General features: G+C 63.5%; 14 protein-coding genes. 4 read left to right on the plus strand and 10 right to left on the minus strand.

All coding sequences use genetic code 11. From position 1 onward, the window contains the following. Nucleotides 1–3: 3 nt before the first annotated feature. The gene (locus tag RGM2987_RS06165) at nt 4–327 is read right to left on the minus strand and encodes a protealysin inhibitor emfourin (protein ID WP_245139227.1); all 324 of its coding nucleotides are present in this window, start codon (nt 325–327) and stop codon (nt 4–6) included. After that, the gene (locus RGM2987_RS06170) at nt 327–1,388 is read right to left on the minus strand and encodes a M4 family metallopeptidase (protein ID WP_245139228.1); all 1,062 of its coding nucleotides are present in this window, start codon (nt 1,386–1,388) and stop codon (nt 327–329) included. Before RGM2987_RS06170 ends, RGM2987_RS06165 begins: the two co-directional genes overlap by 1 nt. 178 nt (nt 1,389–1,566) lie before the next feature. Here RGM2987_RS06170 and RGM2987_RS06175 point away from each other — a divergent pair, with 178 nt between their 5' ends. Then, on the plus strand, nt 1,567–1,908 hold the full coding sequence (locus RGM2987_RS06175; RefSeq protein WP_245139229.1) for an FKBP-type peptidyl-prolyl cis-trans isomerase: 342 nt from the start codon (nt 1,567–1,569) through the stop codon (nt 1,906–1,908). Between the two features lie 224 nt (nt 1,909–2,132). Here RGM2987_RS06175 and RGM2987_RS06180 read toward each other — a convergent pair whose 3' ends face one another. After that, on the minus strand, nt 2,133–2,924 hold the full coding sequence (locus tag RGM2987_RS06180) for a helix-turn-helix transcriptional regulator (protein ID WP_245139230.1): 792 nt from the start codon (nt 2,922–2,924) through the stop codon (nt 2,133–2,135). Nucleotides 2,925–3,034: 110 nt separating this feature from the next. Between RGM2987_RS06180 and RGM2987_RS06185 the strand changes: the two genes are divergently transcribed. Further along, entirely contained in the window at nt 3,035–3,964 is a 930-nt protein-coding gene (locus tag RGM2987_RS06185; RefSeq protein WP_245139231.1) for a DMT family transporter, read from the plus strand. Nucleotides 3,965–4,132: 168 nt separating this feature from the next. Here RGM2987_RS06185 and RGM2987_RS06190 read toward each other — a convergent pair whose 3' ends face one another. From RGM2987_RS06190 to RGM2987_RS06210, 5 genes are all read right to left on the minus strand, one after another. Next, the gene (locus tag RGM2987_RS06190) at nt 4,133–5,152 is read right to left on the minus strand and encodes a branched-chain amino acid aminotransferase (RefSeq protein ID WP_245139232.1); all 1,020 of its coding nucleotides are present in this window, start codon (nt 5,150–5,152) and stop codon (nt 4,133–4,135) included. Nucleotides 5,153–5,440: 288 nt separating this feature from the next. Continuing rightward, nucleotides 5,441–6,826 carry a dihydrolipoyl dehydrogenase gene (gene lpdA / locus RGM2987_RS06195; protein WP_245139233.1) on the minus strand — a complete coding sequence of 462 codons (1,386 nt, stop codon included), beginning with the start codon at nt 6,824–6,826 and terminating at the stop codon, nt 5,441–5,443. A gap of 12 nt (nt 6,827–6,838) precedes the next feature. Next, complete coding sequence (locus tag RGM2987_RS06200) at nt 6,839–8,104, minus strand: dihydrolipoamide acetyltransferase family protein (protein ID WP_245139234.1); 1,266 nt, start codon at nt 8,102–8,104, stop codon at nt 6,839–6,841. Next, nucleotides 8,105–9,163, minus strand: a complete 1,059-nt coding sequence (locus RGM2987_RS06205; RefSeq protein ID WP_245139235.1) for an alpha-ketoacid dehydrogenase subunit beta — start codon at nt 9,161–9,163, stop codon at nt 8,105–8,107. Nucleotide 9,164: 1 nt separating this feature from the next. Continuing rightward, the gene (locus tag RGM2987_RS06210; RefSeq protein WP_245139236.1) at nt 9,165–10,400 is read right to left on the minus strand and encodes a 3-methyl-2-oxobutanoate dehydrogenase (2-methylpropanoyl-transferring) subunit alpha; all 1,236 of its coding nucleotides are present in this window, start codon (nt 10,398–10,400) and stop codon (nt 9,165–9,167) included. A gap of 194 nt (nt 10,401–10,594) precedes the next feature. Here RGM2987_RS06210 and bkdR point away from each other — a divergent pair, with 194 nt between their 5' ends. Beyond that, nucleotides 10,595–11,083 carry a Bkd operon transcriptional regulator BkdR gene (gene bkdR / locus RGM2987_RS06215; protein ID WP_245139237.1) on the plus strand — a complete coding sequence of 163 codons (489 nt, stop codon included), beginning with the start codon at nt 10,595–10,597 and terminating at the stop codon, nt 11,081–11,083. A 157-nt stretch (nt 11,084–11,240) separates the two neighbouring features. On the opposite strand, the gene RGM2987_RS06220 is transcribed toward bkdR, so the two are convergent. Next, complete coding sequence (locus RGM2987_RS06220) at nt 11,241–12,104, minus strand: MBL fold metallo-hydrolase (RefSeq protein WP_245139238.1); 864 nt, start codon at nt 12,102–12,104, stop codon at nt 11,241–11,243. 137 nt (nt 12,105–12,241) lie between these two features. On the opposite strand from RGM2987_RS06220, the gene RGM2987_RS06225 reads away from it, so the two are divergent. Beyond that, nucleotides 12,242–13,042 (plus strand): sulfite exporter TauE/SafE family protein, encoded by an 801-nt coding sequence (locus RGM2987_RS06225; protein ID WP_245139239.1) that lies wholly within the window; start codon nt 12,242–12,244, stop codon nt 13,040–13,042. Between the two features lie 177 nt (nt 13,043–13,219). Here RGM2987_RS06225 and RGM2987_RS06230 read toward each other — a convergent pair whose 3' ends face one another. After that, nucleotides 13,220–14,089 carry an aldose 1-epimerase gene (locus RGM2987_RS06230; protein WP_245139240.1) on the minus strand — a complete coding sequence of 290 codons (870 nt, stop codon included), beginning with the start codon at nt 14,087–14,089 and terminating at the stop codon, nt 13,220–13,222. Nucleotides 14,090–14,158: the final 69 nt, after the last annotated feature.

The raw sequence follows: 14,158 nt of genomic DNA on the forward strand, positions 1-14,158 counted from the left end.
GTCTCAGAGCACTTCGCCTTTGTCCCACAGATGAACCAGCTCGCCGGGTGCCTGGTCCTCGGGCACCTGCAGCACCATTTCATCGTCCTGGTCGTTGGCACGGTAGCGCACTTCGATCCGGAAGAAGCGCTGGTCGCCCCGGCCCGAGGGGGCCGATGCCAGCGGCAGGCAGCCTTCGAGTACCGAACAGATCCGCGAGCGTTGCGTGAAGTCGCACTGGGCAAATTCGATTTCCCGGGGGCGGGTCAGGGCGTGGATGGCTGCTACGCCGCCCTGGCGTGAAAGCCGTACCACGGCGTTGTCGTCGAGGTCTGGAAGGGTTTTCATCAGCTCTCCTGTGTCAGGTCGACGCCCACTTTGCTCCAGGCGCCTTGCACCGCTTGCACCTCCCGGGTGCCAAAGCGATGGCGGGCGTGCTCGACGGTCAGCCGGGCGAAATCACTGAAGGATGCGTCGTTGGCCAGTCTGCGGTCGCACAGGGTTTCATACCAGATCCGGCCGGCCTTTTCCCAGGCAAATCCGCCCAGCGTGGTGGCCGCCAGATAAAAGGCGCGGTTGGGAATCCCGGAATTGATGTGCACGCCGCCGTTGTCTTCGCGAGTGATGACGAATTCGCGCATGTGCGCAGGTTGCGGGTCCTTGCCCAGCAGCGGGTCATCGTAGGCCGTGCCGGGGTTGGCCATGCTGCGCAGGCCATCGCCGTTGATCTTGTCGGTGAGCAGGTCGGCGCCGATCAGCCAGTCGGCCTGGTCGGCGGTCTGCTCGAGCACGAATTGCTTGACCAGCACGCCGAATACATCGGAGATGGACTCGTTCAACGCCCCGGACTGATTGGCGTAGACCAATCCGGCTTCGCTTTCGGTCACGCCATGGGCCAGTTCGTGGGCCACCACATCCAGGGAGCGGGTGAAGCGTTGGAAGATTTCCCCATCGCCGTCGCCGAACACCATCTGTGCGCCGTTCCAGAAGGCGTTCTCGTAGCCCTGGCCATAGTGCACGCTGCCCACCAGGGCCAAACCCTTGTTGTCGATGGAGTCGCGTCCCAGGACTTTCCAGAAAAAATCATAGGTGGCGCCGAGGGCATCGTAGGCTTCGTCCACGGCCGGGTCGCCACTGGCTGACTGGCCTTCCAGGCGTATTGGCTGGCCGGGCAGCTCCATGGTGTTCTGGGCATCATGCACGCTGCGTTGCGGATGCCCGGCCTTGCCCCGCTGGGGCAGTTTCGCGGCGGCGGGTACGTTGTCGGGCGGGCCGGGATTGTGCCGCAGGTTGCGCACGTGGGTCAGGGTACCCAGTGCACTGGAACGCTGTTGTTCGGAGCCGTGGGCGATGATTCGGTTGAGGATATAAGGCGGGATGAAACCTGGGAGCGGGCGAGAGTCGAACATCAGAAAATCCTTATCTGAACGGCAGGGGACTATACCCATGTGAACCGAAACGCTCGCGCCGGTTCCGTCTTGCGGGTGGCGTCGCAACCCGGCGCGGATCGATCCCGTTGCTGCAAAGGATTGCCAGCCGCCCCGAATTCTGCGAAAACCCCGCGCCTGAACCACACGGAAATGCCCCATGAACGAAGAACTGCAAATCATCGACCTGGAACAGGGCGACGGTAAAAGCGTAGTCAAAGGTGCGCTGATCACCACTCAATATCGCGGCACTCTTGAAGACGGTACCGAATTCGACTCGTCCTACAGTCGCGGCAAACCGTTCCAGTGCGTGATCGGCACCGGTCGCGTGATCAAGGGTTGGGACATCGGGTTGATGGGCATGCGGGTCGGCGGTAAGCGCCAGCTGCGGGTTCCGGCGCACCTGGCCTACGGTGAGCGATCCATGGGCGCGCATATCAAGCCCAATGCCAACCTGATCTTTGAAATCGAGTTGCTTGAAGTCCTGACGCGGGATGATTGATCGCTCCCATAATGTAACTGTGTGAACAAAAAATTCGCAAACAACCGATAACCTGTGGGAGCGGGCTTGCCCGCGATGGCGGTGTATCAGGCAACCTCAATGTTGACTATGCCGCCGTCTTCGCGAGCAAGCCCGCTCCCACAGCTTTTATGCGTTGGCGAAATATCCGCGACACCCACGGTCCCCTGTGTGCGAGCCTGCTCGCGATGATTGCAGCCGCGCTATCAACTCATATGCCGACGCCGATACTCATCCGGCGTGGTGCCCATCATTTTGCGGAACATGCTGATGAACGCCGAGGCGCTGTTGTAACCCAGGTCCAGGCCGATGGTTTCCACGGTCTGGCCGCGTTCAAGCAGGGCCAGGGCTTCGATGACTTTCAGGCGTTGGCGCCATTCCACCAGCGACATGCCCAGGTCCCGCTGTGCCCGGCGCATCAGGGTGCGTTCGGTGGTGTTGGCGGCGCGGGCCAGTTCCGGCAGGGAGCGCGGGTCGCCGGGGTTGGTCTCCAGCGCGCGCAACACTGGCCCTAAAAGCGGATCGTCCGAGGACGGCAGGTAGCTGCCGGCAAGGGGCGCCTGGGCCAGTTTGTCCACCAGCACCTGCAACAGGCGCTGCTGTGGTGGCGTCTGCGGCTGGCTGGGTGGGTCGTTGCGCAGTTCCTCTAACAAGGCTCGGATCAACGGGCTCAAGGTCAACGCGCAAGGTACAGCCGGCAACGCCTCGCACAGCGAGGCCGCCAGGTACAACGAACAGTGACAGGCCTCATGCCGGTTGAACCCGACATGCTCCAGGTCCGGCGGCAACCAGATGCCGTACTGCGGTGGCGCCAGGTAGTGGTGGCTGGCGGTCTCGATCTCCATCACCCCACTGTAGGAATAGACAAACTCGCCCCAGGCATGCCGGTGCCGGGGGTAGGTGGCGTGCGCCGGCATGCAGGCACTGCGAAAGTAAATCGGCGCAGGCAGGGCGGTTTCGAACGGCGGGGTCCGCAGGTGCTGGGCAGGAATGTGCATGTCGGCGCCTCTGACGGAATACCGGGATGGCTTGTCGGGTAATCACTATATCCAGCAAAGCTGTCAGGCAGACAATCCTTTCATCGAATCCTAGCCAAGGAACCGTTCCCATGACTACCCGCCGCGCCTTGGACGGCCAGGTCTGCGCCCTGATGACCTTTCTCTGCTCCATCTGGGGCTTCCAGCAAGTGGCGATCAAGGCCTGCGCCGCCGACATGACGCCGATGCTGCAATTGGGTCTGCGCTCGGCCGTTGCCGCGCTGCTGGTGGGGCTGCTGATGCTGGCCCGTGGCGAACGCCTGTCCCTGGCCGACGGCAACTGGCGCCCCGGGATCCTGGTGGGCCTGTTGTTTGCCCTGGAGTTCGTGCTGGTGGGCGAGGGCCTGCGTCACACCACGGCGTCGCACATGGTGATTTTCCTGTACACCGCCCCAATGTTTGCCGCCCTGGGATTGCATTGGAAACTGCCGAGCGAACGCCTCACGCCGTTGCAATGGACCGGTATCGGTGTGGCGTTCAGCGGGATTGTGGTGGCCTTCAGCGGCGGAGCGGGTATCGCCGCTGGCGGTTCGCTGCTGGGCGACGGCATGGGCTTGATGGCCGGTGTGCTGTGGGGCGCGACGACGGTGACGGTGCGTTGTTCAAGATTGACGGACCTGCCCGCCAGCCAGACGCTGCTCTATCAACTGGTGGGCGCTGGGGTGCTGCTGGTCGGTCTGGCGCTGGCGCTGGGGCAAACCACGATCAACCCCACGCCGCAACTGTTCGCCAGCCTGGCCTTCCAGGTGCTGCTGGTGTCTTTCGCCAGTTTCCTGATCTGGTTTTCCCTGCTGCGCCGCTACCTGGCCTCACAACTGGGCGTCCTGTCGTTCATGACCCCGTTGTACGGCATCGGGTTTGGCGTCTGGCTGCTGGATGAGCCGCTGGAGCCGAACTTCATCATCGGCGCCGCGTTGGTGCTCAGTGGGATTCTGCTGGTCAGCGGGCATGGCTGGTTTCGCCAGCGCTGGGGACAGCGGTGGATGTTGCGGCGGGGGTAGTTTGACGGCGTGCGCACACGTGGCGAGGGAGCTTGCTCCCGCTGGGCTGCGAAGCAGCCCCAAACCAGGTCACGCGATCATTGAGCGTGTTGACCGGATTGCGACTGCTGCGCAGTCGAGCGGGAGCAAGCTCCCTCGCCACAAAAGCTCCTGGGAGCCGGGTTCAGATCAAACCTTGACGATCCAACCCGCCGGCGCTTCTACGTCGCCGGTCTGCACACCGGTCAGCTCCTTGTAGAGCTTCTGGGTGATCGGGCCGACTTCGGTTTCGCTGTGGAAGACGTGCAGCTTGTCCTTGTAATTGATCCCACCGATCGGCGTGATCACCGCGGCGGTACCGCAGGCGCCGGCTTCCTTGAAGTCCGACAGCTTGTCGATGAACACGTCGCCTTCGACCACTTCCAGGCCCAGGCGCGATTTCGCCAGTTCGATCAGCGACAGGCGGGTGATGCCTGGCAGGACCGACGGGGAGTTGGGGGTGACGAATTTGTTGTCATGGGTGATGCCGAAGAAGTTCGCCGAGCCGACTTCTTCGATCTTCGAATGGGTCATTGGATCGAGGTAGATGCAATCGGCGAAGCTGGCTTTCTTGGCCTGGGAACCCGGCATCAGGCTGGCGGCGTAGTTGCCACCGACCTTGGCCGCGCCGGTGCCTTGTGGGGCGGCGCGGTCGAAGCTGGAGATCAGGAAGTTGTGCGGGGTCAGGCCACCCTTGAAGTAGGCGCCGACCGGGATGCAGAAGATCGAGAAAATGAACTCGGGCGCGGTGCGCACGCCGATGTTGTCACCCACGCCGATCACGAACGGACGCAGGTACAACGCGCCGCCGGTGCCGTAGGGCGGGATGAAGCGCTCGTTGGCGCGCACCACTTGCTTGCAGGCTTCGACGAACTGCTCGGTCTCGACGAATGGCATCAGCAGGCGGGCGCAGCTGCGTTGCATGCGGGCGGCATTCTGGTCCGGGCGGAACAGGTTGATCGAACCGTCCTTGCAGCGATAGGCCTTCAGGCCTTCGAAGCATTGCTGGCCGTAGTGCAGCGCCGTGGAACCTTCGCTGATGTGCAGCACGTTGTCGTCGGTCAGGGTGCCGGCGTCCCAGGCGCCATCGCGCCAGTGCGACAGGTAGCGCTTGTCGGTCTTGATGTAGTCAAAGCCCAGTTTGTCCCAATTGATGCTCTCGTTACCCATGACACCCTCTATTTCTTAACTACCGCCGAAACGGTTCAAGGCTTCTGACGTTTTTGGATGGGGACAACAATACTTCATTCCAGGGGTGTTTCGCAGCCTGCTCGATAGGGGACAGGCAGATTTTCTGCCGGTTCCCCGTGGCGAGGGAGCTTGCTCCCGCTCGGCTGCGAAGCAGTCGTAACCCGGTCAACGCGGTGTGACTGAACAATCCTGGTACGCCGGATTGGGGCCGCTTCGCAGCCCAGCGGGAGCAAGCTCCCTCGCCACGGGTGAAACTCATACCTACAGCTATATATGCAACGCATGCCCCAACGCACGCAACGCCGCTTCCTGCACCGCCTCACCCAGCGTCGGGTGGGCGTGGATGGTGCCGGCGATGTCTTCCAGGCGCGCGCCCATTTCCAGCGACTGGCCGAATGCCGTGGACAGCTCCGAGACGCCGACGCCGACCGCCTGCCAACCGACGATCAGGTGATTGTCCCGGCGCGCCACGACCCGCACGAAACCGCTTTTCGATTCCAGGGTCATGGCCCGGCCGTTGGCGGCGAACGGGAAGCTGGACACGATGCAATCCAGCCCGGCCGCCTTGGCTTCGTCCGGCGTCTTGCCCACCACTACCAGTTCCGGGTCGGTGAAGCACACCGCGGCGATGGCCGTCGGGTTGAACTCGCGGTGCTGGCCGGCGATCAGCTCGGCGACCATTTCGCCCTGGGCCATGGCCCGGTGGGCAAGCATCGGCTCGCCACTGAGATCGCCGATGGCCCAGACGTTGCGCATGCTGGTCTGGCAGCGCTGGTCGATCTTCACGGCCGAACCGTTCATCGCCAGGTTCAGCGCTTCGAGGTTCCAGCCCTGGGTATTGGGCTTGCGCCCGACCGCCACCAGCACCCGGTCGGTGTCCAGGTTCAGCGTGTCGCCATTCGGCTCGCGCACTTGCAAGGTGCTGGCCTGGGCATCGAAACCTTCGACGCTGTGCTTGAGGTACAGCTTAACGCCCAATTGCTTGAGCGCCTCGTGCACCGGTTGCGTCAGTTCGCCGTCGTAGGCTGGCAGGATCCGCTCCTGGGCTTCGACCACGCTGACCTCGGCGCCGAGCTTGCGATAAGCGATGCCCAGCTCCAGGCCGATATAGCCGCCGCCGACCACCACCAAGTGCCTGGGCACCGAGGTAGGGGCGAGGGCTTCGGTGGACGATATGATCGGCCCGCCAATCGGCAGCATCGGCAGGTCGACGCTTTTCGAACCGGTCGCCAGCAGCAAGTGTTCGCACTGGATCCGGCTATCGCCGACTTCCACGGTCTTGCCGTCGATCACTTTGGCCCAGCCATGAATGACCTGGACTTTGTGCTTCTTCAGCAACGCCGCGACGCCGGTGGTCAGGCGATCGACGATGCCGTCCTTCCATTCCACGCTCTTGCCGATATCCAGGCTCGGCGCCGACACCGTGATGCCCAGGGCCGAGCCCTGGCTGTGGTGCCGGGTCTGATGGAACTGCTCGGCCACATGGATCAAGGCCTTGGACGGAATGCAGCCGATGTTCAGGCAGGTCCCGCCCAACGCCTGGCCTTCCACCAGGATGGTCGGAATGCCCAATTGACCGGCGCGTATCGCCGCCACGTAGCCGCCGGGGCCGCCGCCGATGATCAGCAGCGTGGTGTTCAGAGTCTGTTGCATGCCTGCTCCCAATTAGTCGACGAACAAGGTGGCGGGTTGTTCGAGCAAGCCGCGCAGGGCCTGGATGAATTGCGCCGCGTCCATGCCATCGACCACCCGGTGATCGAAGGAGCTGGAGAGGTTCATCATCTTGCGCACGACGATCTGGCCTTTGATCACCACCGGTCGCTCGACGATCTTGTTGACGCCGACGATGGCCACTTCCGGCAGGTTCAGCACCGGCGTGCTGACGATGCCACCCAGCGCGCCGAGGCTGGTCAGGGTGATGGTCGAGCCGGACAGTTCATCGCGGCTGGCCTTGCCATTGCGGGCAGCGGTTGCCAGGCGCGAGATTTCCGTCGCGCTGTCCCACAGGCTGCGGGCTTCGGCGTGACGCATCACCGGCACCATCAGGCCGACGTCGCTCTGGGTGGCCACGCCGACATGCACCGCGCCGCAGCGGTGGATGACCTGGGCTTCATCGTCGTAGCGCGCGTTCATTTGCGGGAAGTCCCGCAGGGCCACCACCAGCGCTCGCACCAGAAATGGCAGCAAGGTCAGCTTGCCGCGGCTGGCGCCGTGTTTTTCATTCAGGTGAACCCGCAGTTCTTCCAAGGCGGTGACGTCGATTTCCTCGACGTAGCTAAAATGCGCGGCGCGCTGGGTCGCTTCCTGCATGCGCTGGGCGATCTTGCGGCGCATGCCGATCACCGGGATCTGCTCTTCATCGTGGCGTTCGGCGTAGCTTGCGCCACCCTTGGCCGGGGTCGAGGGACCTTGCGCCAGATAGGCTTCCAGGTCTTCATGCAGCACGCGCCCGGCCGGGCCGGTGCCCTGGACCAGACGCAACTGGATGCCGAGGTCCAAGGCGTGTTTGCGCACGGCCGGGGAGGCCAGCGGACGCTCATCGGGCGCACGGGCTATCGGCGCTTGCGGGGCTGGCGCCGGACGCGGCGCGGCGGTTTTTTCGACGACCGGTTCAGGCGCGGCCACCGGCGCCGGTTTCGCAGCCTGGACAGGCGCAGCCGGCTGTGCCGACTCCTTCAGGTTGCCCGCGCCTTCGACTTCAATGCGGATCAGTTCGCTGCCCACCGCCATGACTTCACCAGGCTCGCCACCCAGGGCGATGACCCGGCCATGCACCGGCGAGGGGATGTCCACCATCGCCTTGTCCGTCATCACATCGGCCAGCACCTGATCCTCGACGACCATGTCGCCAACCTTGACGTGCCACACCGACAATTCAACTTCCGCGATGCCTTCGCCGATGTCCGGCATCTTGATAACGTGCGTGCCCATTCAGACCTCCATGACCCGTTTCAACGCCGCGCCCACACGGGACGGCCCTGGGAAATACGCCCACTCCTGCGCATGCGGGTAGGGAGTGTCCCAACCGGTGACGCGCTCGATGGGCGCTTCCAGGTGGTGGAAGCAATGCTCTTGCACCAGCGACACCAGTTCGGCGCCGAAACCGCAGGTGCGGGTGGCTTCGTGGACGATCACGCAGCGGCCGGTCTTTTTCACCGACTTGACGATGGTCTCCAGATCCAGCGGCCACAGGCTGCGCAGGTCGATGACTTCGGCATCGACGCCGCTTTCCTCGGCGGCCACCTGGGACACATAGACCGTGGTGCCGTAGGTGAGGATGGTCACGTCCTTGCCCGGGCGGGTGATGGCGGCCACGTCCAGCGGCACGGTGTAGTAACCGTCCGGGACCTGGGCCGAGGGGTGTTTCGACCACGGCGTTACCGGGCGGTCGTGGTGGCCGTCGAACGGGCCGTTATACAGGCGCTTGGGTTCGAGGAAGATCACCGGGTCATCGTTTTCGATGGAGGCGATCAGCAGGCCCTTGGCGTCGTAGGGGTTGGATGGCATCACCGTGCGCAAGCCGCAGACCTGGGTGAACATCGCCTCGATGCTCTGGCTGTGGGTCTGGCCGCCATAGATGCCGCCGCCACAGGGCATGCGCAGGGTCATCGGTGCGGTGAACTCGCCGGCCGAGCGATAGCGCAGGCGCGCCGCTTCGGAAATGATCTGGTCCGAGGCCGGATAGACGTAGTCGGCGAACTGGATCTCGGCCACCGGACGCAAGCCATAGGCGCCCATGCCCACTGCCACGCCAACGATGCCGCTTTCGGAAATTGGTGCGTCGAACACCCGCGAGGTGCCGTACTTGTTCTGCAAGCCTTCGGTGCAGCGGAACACGCCGCCGAAGTAGCCCACGTCCTGGCCGAATACCACGACGTTGTCGTCGCGTTCGAGCATCACGTCCATCGCCGAGCGCAGGGCCTGGATCATGGTCATGGTGGTAGTGGTCATGGCGGTGTCCAACGCAATAGTGTTGTTGTGATCGTTCATGTCAGATCCCCAACTGCTGACGCTGGCGCTTCAAGTGCTCCGGCATCTCTTTGTAGACGTCTTCGAACATGGTCGCTGCGCTCGGCACTTGGCCGCCGGCGAGGGTGCCGTACTGCTCGGCTTCTTTCTGGGCGGCGATGATCTCGGCTTCCAGCTCGGCGGTGACGGCGGCGTGTTCCTCGTCCGACCACTGGCCGATGTGGATCATGTGCTGCTTGAGGCGGGCAATCGGGTCGCCCAGCGGGAAGTGGCTCCAGTCGTCGGCGGGACGGTATTTGGACGGATCGTCGGAGGTGGAGTGCGGGCCGGCGCGGTAGGTGACCCATTCGATCAGCGCCGGGCCGAGGTTGCGGCGGGCGCGTTCGGCGGCCCAGCGCGAAGCGGCGTAGACCGCCATGAAGTCGTTGCCATCGACCCGCAGCGAAGCGATGCCGCAACCGACGCCGCGCCCGGCGAAGGTGGTGGCTTCACCGCCGGCAATGGCCTGGAAGGTGGAAATCGCCCACTGGTTGTTGACCACGTTGAGGATCACCGGCGCCCGGTAGACGTGAGCGAAGGTCAGGGCGGTGTGGAAGTCTGATTCGGCAGTGGCGCCGTCGCCGATCCAGGCTGAGGCAATCTTGGTGTCGCCCTTGATCGCCGAGGCCATGCCCCAGCCCACGCCCTGGATGAACTGCGTGGCGAGGTTGCCGGAAATGGTGAAGAAGCCGGCGTCCTTGACCGAGTACATGATCGGCAACTGCCGGCCCTTGAGCGGATCGCGCTCGTTGGACAGCAGTTGGCAGATCAGGTCCACCAACGGCACGTCGCGGGCCATCAGGATGCTTTGCTGGCGGTAGGTGGGGAAGCACATGTCATCGATATTCAGCGCCAGGGCCTGGGCGCTGCCGATGGCTTCTTCGCCAAGGCTCTGCATGTAGAACGACATTTTTTTCTGCCGCTGGGCGACCACCATGCGGTTGTCGTAGATCCGCGTCTTGAGCATGGCACGCATGCCCTTGCGCAGGATCTCGACGGGGATGTCCTCGGCCCATTCGCCCAGGGCATTGCCTTGGTCGTCGAGCACGCGGATCAGGCTGCGGGCCAGGTCGATGGTATCGGCTGGTTCGACGTCGATGGGAGGTTTGCGCACCGTGCCGGCATCGCTCAGATGCAGGTAGGAGAAGTCGGTCTTGCAGCCGGGACGGCCCGAGGGTTCGGGGACGTGCAGGCGTAGCGGTTCGTACGCTGGGTTCATGGCTTTCTACGCTCGATCTTGTGAATTTCTTGTAGTGGGCGCGCTAGCTGACAAATCCCCCTGGGTAAGGGGGAAATTGTCCTACAACAATCATAGGCTCGACGTAGAAGAATATTTTTCTCTGTTGGCTTGCTGTTCAGGTCATTTGCAGATAAAAAATCTGCACAAAGATAAAAAACAGGAATATCTGTCTCATGCGCAAATTGGATCGCACCGACATCGGCATTCTCAACAGCCTTCAGGAGAACGCCCGCATCACCAACGCCGATCTGGCCCGCTCGGTGAACCTGTCGCCAACGCCGTGCTTCAACCGGGTGCGAGCCATGGAAGAGTTGGGGGTGATCCGCGAGCAGGTCACCTTGCTTGATGCGGATTTGCTGGGGCTGCACGTCAACGTGTTCATCCATGTCAGCCTGGAGAAACAGGTGGAGGAGGCGCTGCAGCATTTCGAAGAGGCAATCTCCGACCGGCCGGAAGTGATGGAGTGTTACCTGATGGCGGGGGACCCGGACTACCTGATCCGTGTACTGGTGCCGACGATCCAGTCCCTGGAGCGCTTCATGATGGACTTTTTGACCAAGGTCCCCGGGGTGGCGAACATCCGTTCCAGCTTCGCCCTCAAGCAGGTGCGCTACAAGACGGCGTTGCCGCTGCCGGCCAATGGGTTGACGTTGGGCGCCTGAAGATGGGGGCCGCTTCGCGCTGGAGCGCCAGCCCGGCCCAGCGGGAGCAAGCTCCCTCGCCACAGGACGGTGTTCGATCCAGCTACCGACTCGCGAGCCACCCAATCCCGTGGCGAGGGAGCTTGCTCCCGCTGGGCTGCGCAGCAGCCCCACATTTCTAGAGCTGATTGATCGGAATCTTCAGGTACGTCACCCCATTGTCCTCAGCCGGTGGCAGATTCCCCGCCCGCACATTCACCTGCACCGCCGGCAGCAACAGCGTCGGCATGCCCAGCGTCGAATCTCGTTGGGTACGCATGGCGACGAAGGTGGCCTCGTCGATGCCATCGTGAATATGGATGTTGTGCTGGCGCTGCTCACCCACAGTGCTCATGCACCGGGGCTCGCGATGCTCCGGTGGATAGTCGTGGCACACATAGAGCCGCACGCTGGCGGGGAAGGCCAGCAGCTTGCGGATCGAAGCGTAGAGTTGCCGGGGGTTGCCGCCGGGGAAGTCGCAACGGGCCGTGCCGACATCCGGCATGAATAGCGTGTCGCCCACCAGGATCACTTCACCGTCGATCAGGTAGGCCATGTCTGCCGGGGTGTGGCCGGGGACATGCAGCGCTGTGGCCTTGAGGTTGCCGACGGAAAACGATTCGCCAGGGGCAAACAAGTGATCGAACTGGGAGCCGTCAACGGCGAACTGCGGCTCAAGGTTGAACAGCGCCTTGAAGACCCGCTGGACCTGGTCGATGGCCTGGCCGATGGCGATCCTGCCGCCCAAGGCACGACGCAGATACGGCGCGGCGGAGAGGTGATCGGCATGGGCGTGGGTCTCCAACAGCCATTGCACGGTCAACCGGTGTTCGGTCACGAACGCGATGATGCGATCAGCCTGCGTGGTGCTGCTGCGTCCCGAGGCCGGGTCGTAGTCGAGCACCGGATCGACCACCGCACATTGCCCGCCATCGTGTTCATAGATGACGTAGGTGTAGGTCTTGGAGGCGGGGTCGAGAAAGCTTTGAATCTGCGCGGGCATGACAGCGAACCTGTGCGGGAAGAACCGGTTGCAACGCTTGAGGTTTACAACATATGGTCCGCAGCTTAGTGAGGGCCAAGGCGTCCTGCAAATGCGATCGCACCTGCCAACAGGTGTGCGCGGCTTGAGAGAACCTTATGTTGCTGGCGAGTTTTTTTGGTGTGGTCATGGGTCTGGTCCTTGGCCTGACGGGGGCGGGCGGCGGGATTCTGGCCGTCCCGGCGTTGGTGCTGGGCCTGGGCTGGAGCATGACCCAGGCCGCGCCGGTGGCGTTGTTTGCGGTGGGCAGTGCCGCGGCGGTGGGCGCCATCGACGGACTGCGCCATGGCCTGGTGCGTTATCGCGCGGCGGTGCTGATCGCGTTGCTCGGCGCGGTGTTTTCGCCGCTGGGCATCTACGTCGCCCACCAGCTTTCGGAAAAAATCCTGATGATCCTGTTCAGCCTGCTGATGGTGCTGGTGGCGGCGCGCATGTTGCGCCGCGAAACCGCGCAGCCAGGGCCCAGCGACCACGGCGCCGCCAGTTGGGGACAGAAAAACTGCATGCTCGACCACAAGACCGGGCGTCTGGCCTGGACCCCGCGCTGCACCGCGACGCTGTCGGCATTGGGCGCGGTGACCGGGCTGGTCTCGGGCCTGCTGGGCGTGGGCGGCGGTTTCCTGATCGTGCCGGCGTTCAAACAACTGACCGATGTGCAGATGCGCGGGATCGTCGCCACGTCGCTGATGGTCATCAGCCTGATTTCTTTGATCGGCGTGGTGGGCGCTTTTCATGCCGGGGTGCGTATCGATCAGGTCGGGGCGGTGTTCATTGCGGCCAGCATTGTCGGGATGGTGTTGGGCCGGCGATTATCCGCCAACGTCCCGGCCCGTGCGTTGCAGGTGGGGTTTGCCGGGGTGTGCCTGGCGGTGGCGGTGTTCATGGTGGTGCGGGCGTAACCCCAGCCGGACACAACCCCCGTGGCGAGGGAGCTTGCTCCCGCTGGACTGCGAAGCAGGCCCATACGGTTTTGGCTCAGGGCGTCTGCTTCGCAGCCGAGCGGGAGCAAGCTCCCTCGCCACAGGGGGCCATGTCCCCGGACCAAGCAGGGGCCTTGGCTAGTCGGGGGACTGGGGCTACAGCAACCGACACTGCATCGAAAACCCCAACGCCACCGACTGGCCTTGCTCCAGCAGCCGCAAGCCCGGCCGTCCCGGCAGGTGGTGTGCATTGACCGGATGGCTGACCGGTTCGATGCAGAAAAAATCCAGGCCCACCGGGCAATACAGCAGGAAATAATCGCTGCCGCTGGCCCGGCATTCCAGCTCATAGCCCAGGTCCGGCTGCTGGATCAGGCAATGCCCGTCCCAACCGCCAAACCCATTATCGACCAGGCTGTCCGGCAGCAATCGCAGTTGCTGGAAATCCCATTCTGTCGGCACGTCCGCGAGTTCCGTCGGCAGTTTAGAGCTGTCGCACATCCACACTTCGCAGGCGCGGGTTTGCAGGCGCGTGCCGGCGGTGCGCGGAAAATACGGATGCAGGCCCAAGCCGTGCCAGGCGGGTTGTTCGGCCAGGTGGGTGACATGCAGGGCGATTTGCAACTGACCGCCGTTCAAGCGAATCCGCAGGCTGGCGCAGTAGGCGAACGGATAGCAACTGTCGAGTTGCAACAACACTTCCTGGGCACTGTGTTCGGTCACTTGCCACGGTTGCTGCCAGGCGCTGCCATGGATCGGGAACGGATCGTTAGCACTGTTGGCTTCCAGGGCCAGCCAGCCGGACGGGCAATCGAAACCGCCCTGGGCGATCCGGTTCGACCATGGAATCAACGGGAAGCAACCGAGTTTGCCGGGCAGGCCGTTTTCCACGGCCTGCGGTGCCGGCGGGCGTAGCAGCGGCGCACCGTTGCTGCGCAGGGTCCATTCGACGAGGCTGGCGCCCAGGTGAGGGGCGAGGGTGAGGCGGGTCAGTTCGTCTTCGAGGTGCAGAAGAGGTGGGGTCATGGTGCCTTGTCTGCCGGAGTCAAATAGTCAGGACGGTCTTGTGCAAATGCTTTTGTGGCGAGGGAGCTT

This window comes from Pseudomonas sp. RGM2987 (genome assembly GCF_022952855.1).
Classification (GTDB): Bacteria; Pseudomonadota; Gammaproteobacteria; order Pseudomonadales; family Pseudomonadaceae; genus Aquipseudomonas.

Coding starts and splice junctions, on each gene's coding strand:
- RGM2987_RS06180 (WP_245139230.1), bottom strand. CDS start 2,924: ATGCACATTCCTGCCCAGCACCTGCGGACCCCGCCGTTCGAAACCGCC.
- RGM2987_RS06220 (WP_245139238.1), bottom strand. CDS start 12,104: ATGCCCGCGCAGATTCAAAGCTTTCTCGACCCCGCCTCCAAGACCTAC.
- RGM2987_RS06170 (WP_245139228.1), bottom strand. CDS start 1,388: ATGTTCGACTCTCGCCCGCTCCCAGGTTTCATCCCGCCTTATATCCTC.
- RGM2987_RS06210 (WP_245139236.1), bottom strand. CDS start 10,400: ATGAACCCAGCGTACGAACCGCTACGCCTGCACGTCCCCGAACCCTCG.
- lpdA (WP_245139233.1), bottom strand. CDS start 6,826: ATGCAACAGACTCTGAACACCACGCTGCTGATCATCGGCGGCGGCCCC.
- RGM2987_RS06225 (WP_245139239.1), top strand. CDS start 12,242: ATGTTGCTGGCGAGTTTTTTTGGTGTGGTCATGGGTCTGGTCCTTGGC.
- RGM2987_RS06190 (WP_245139232.1), bottom strand. CDS start 5,152: ATGGGTAACGAGAGCATCAATTGGGACAAACTGGGCTTTGACTACATC.
- RGM2987_RS06185 (WP_245139231.1), top strand. CDS start 3,035: ATGACTACCCGCCGCGCCTTGGACGGCCAGGTCTGCGCCCTGATGACC.
- bkdR (WP_245139237.1), top strand. CDS start 10,595: ATGCGCAAATTGGATCGCACCGACATCGGCATTCTCAACAGCCTTCAG.
- RGM2987_RS06175 (WP_245139229.1), top strand. CDS start 1,567: ATGAACGAAGAACTGCAAATCATCGACCTGGAACAGGGCGACGGTAAA.
- RGM2987_RS06205 (WP_245139235.1), bottom strand. CDS start 9,163: ATGAACGATCACAACAACACTATTGCGTTGGACACCGCCATGACCACT.
- RGM2987_RS06230 (WP_245139240.1), bottom strand. CDS start 14,089: ATGACCCCACCTCTTCTGCACCTCGAAGACGAACTGACCCGCCTCACC.
- RGM2987_RS06200 (WP_245139234.1), bottom strand. CDS start 8,104: ATGGGCACGCACGTTATCAAGATGCCGGACATCGGCGAAGGCATCGCG.
- RGM2987_RS06165 (WP_245139227.1), bottom strand. CDS start 327: ATGAAAACCCTTCCAGACCTCGACGACAACGCCGTGGTACGGCTTTCA.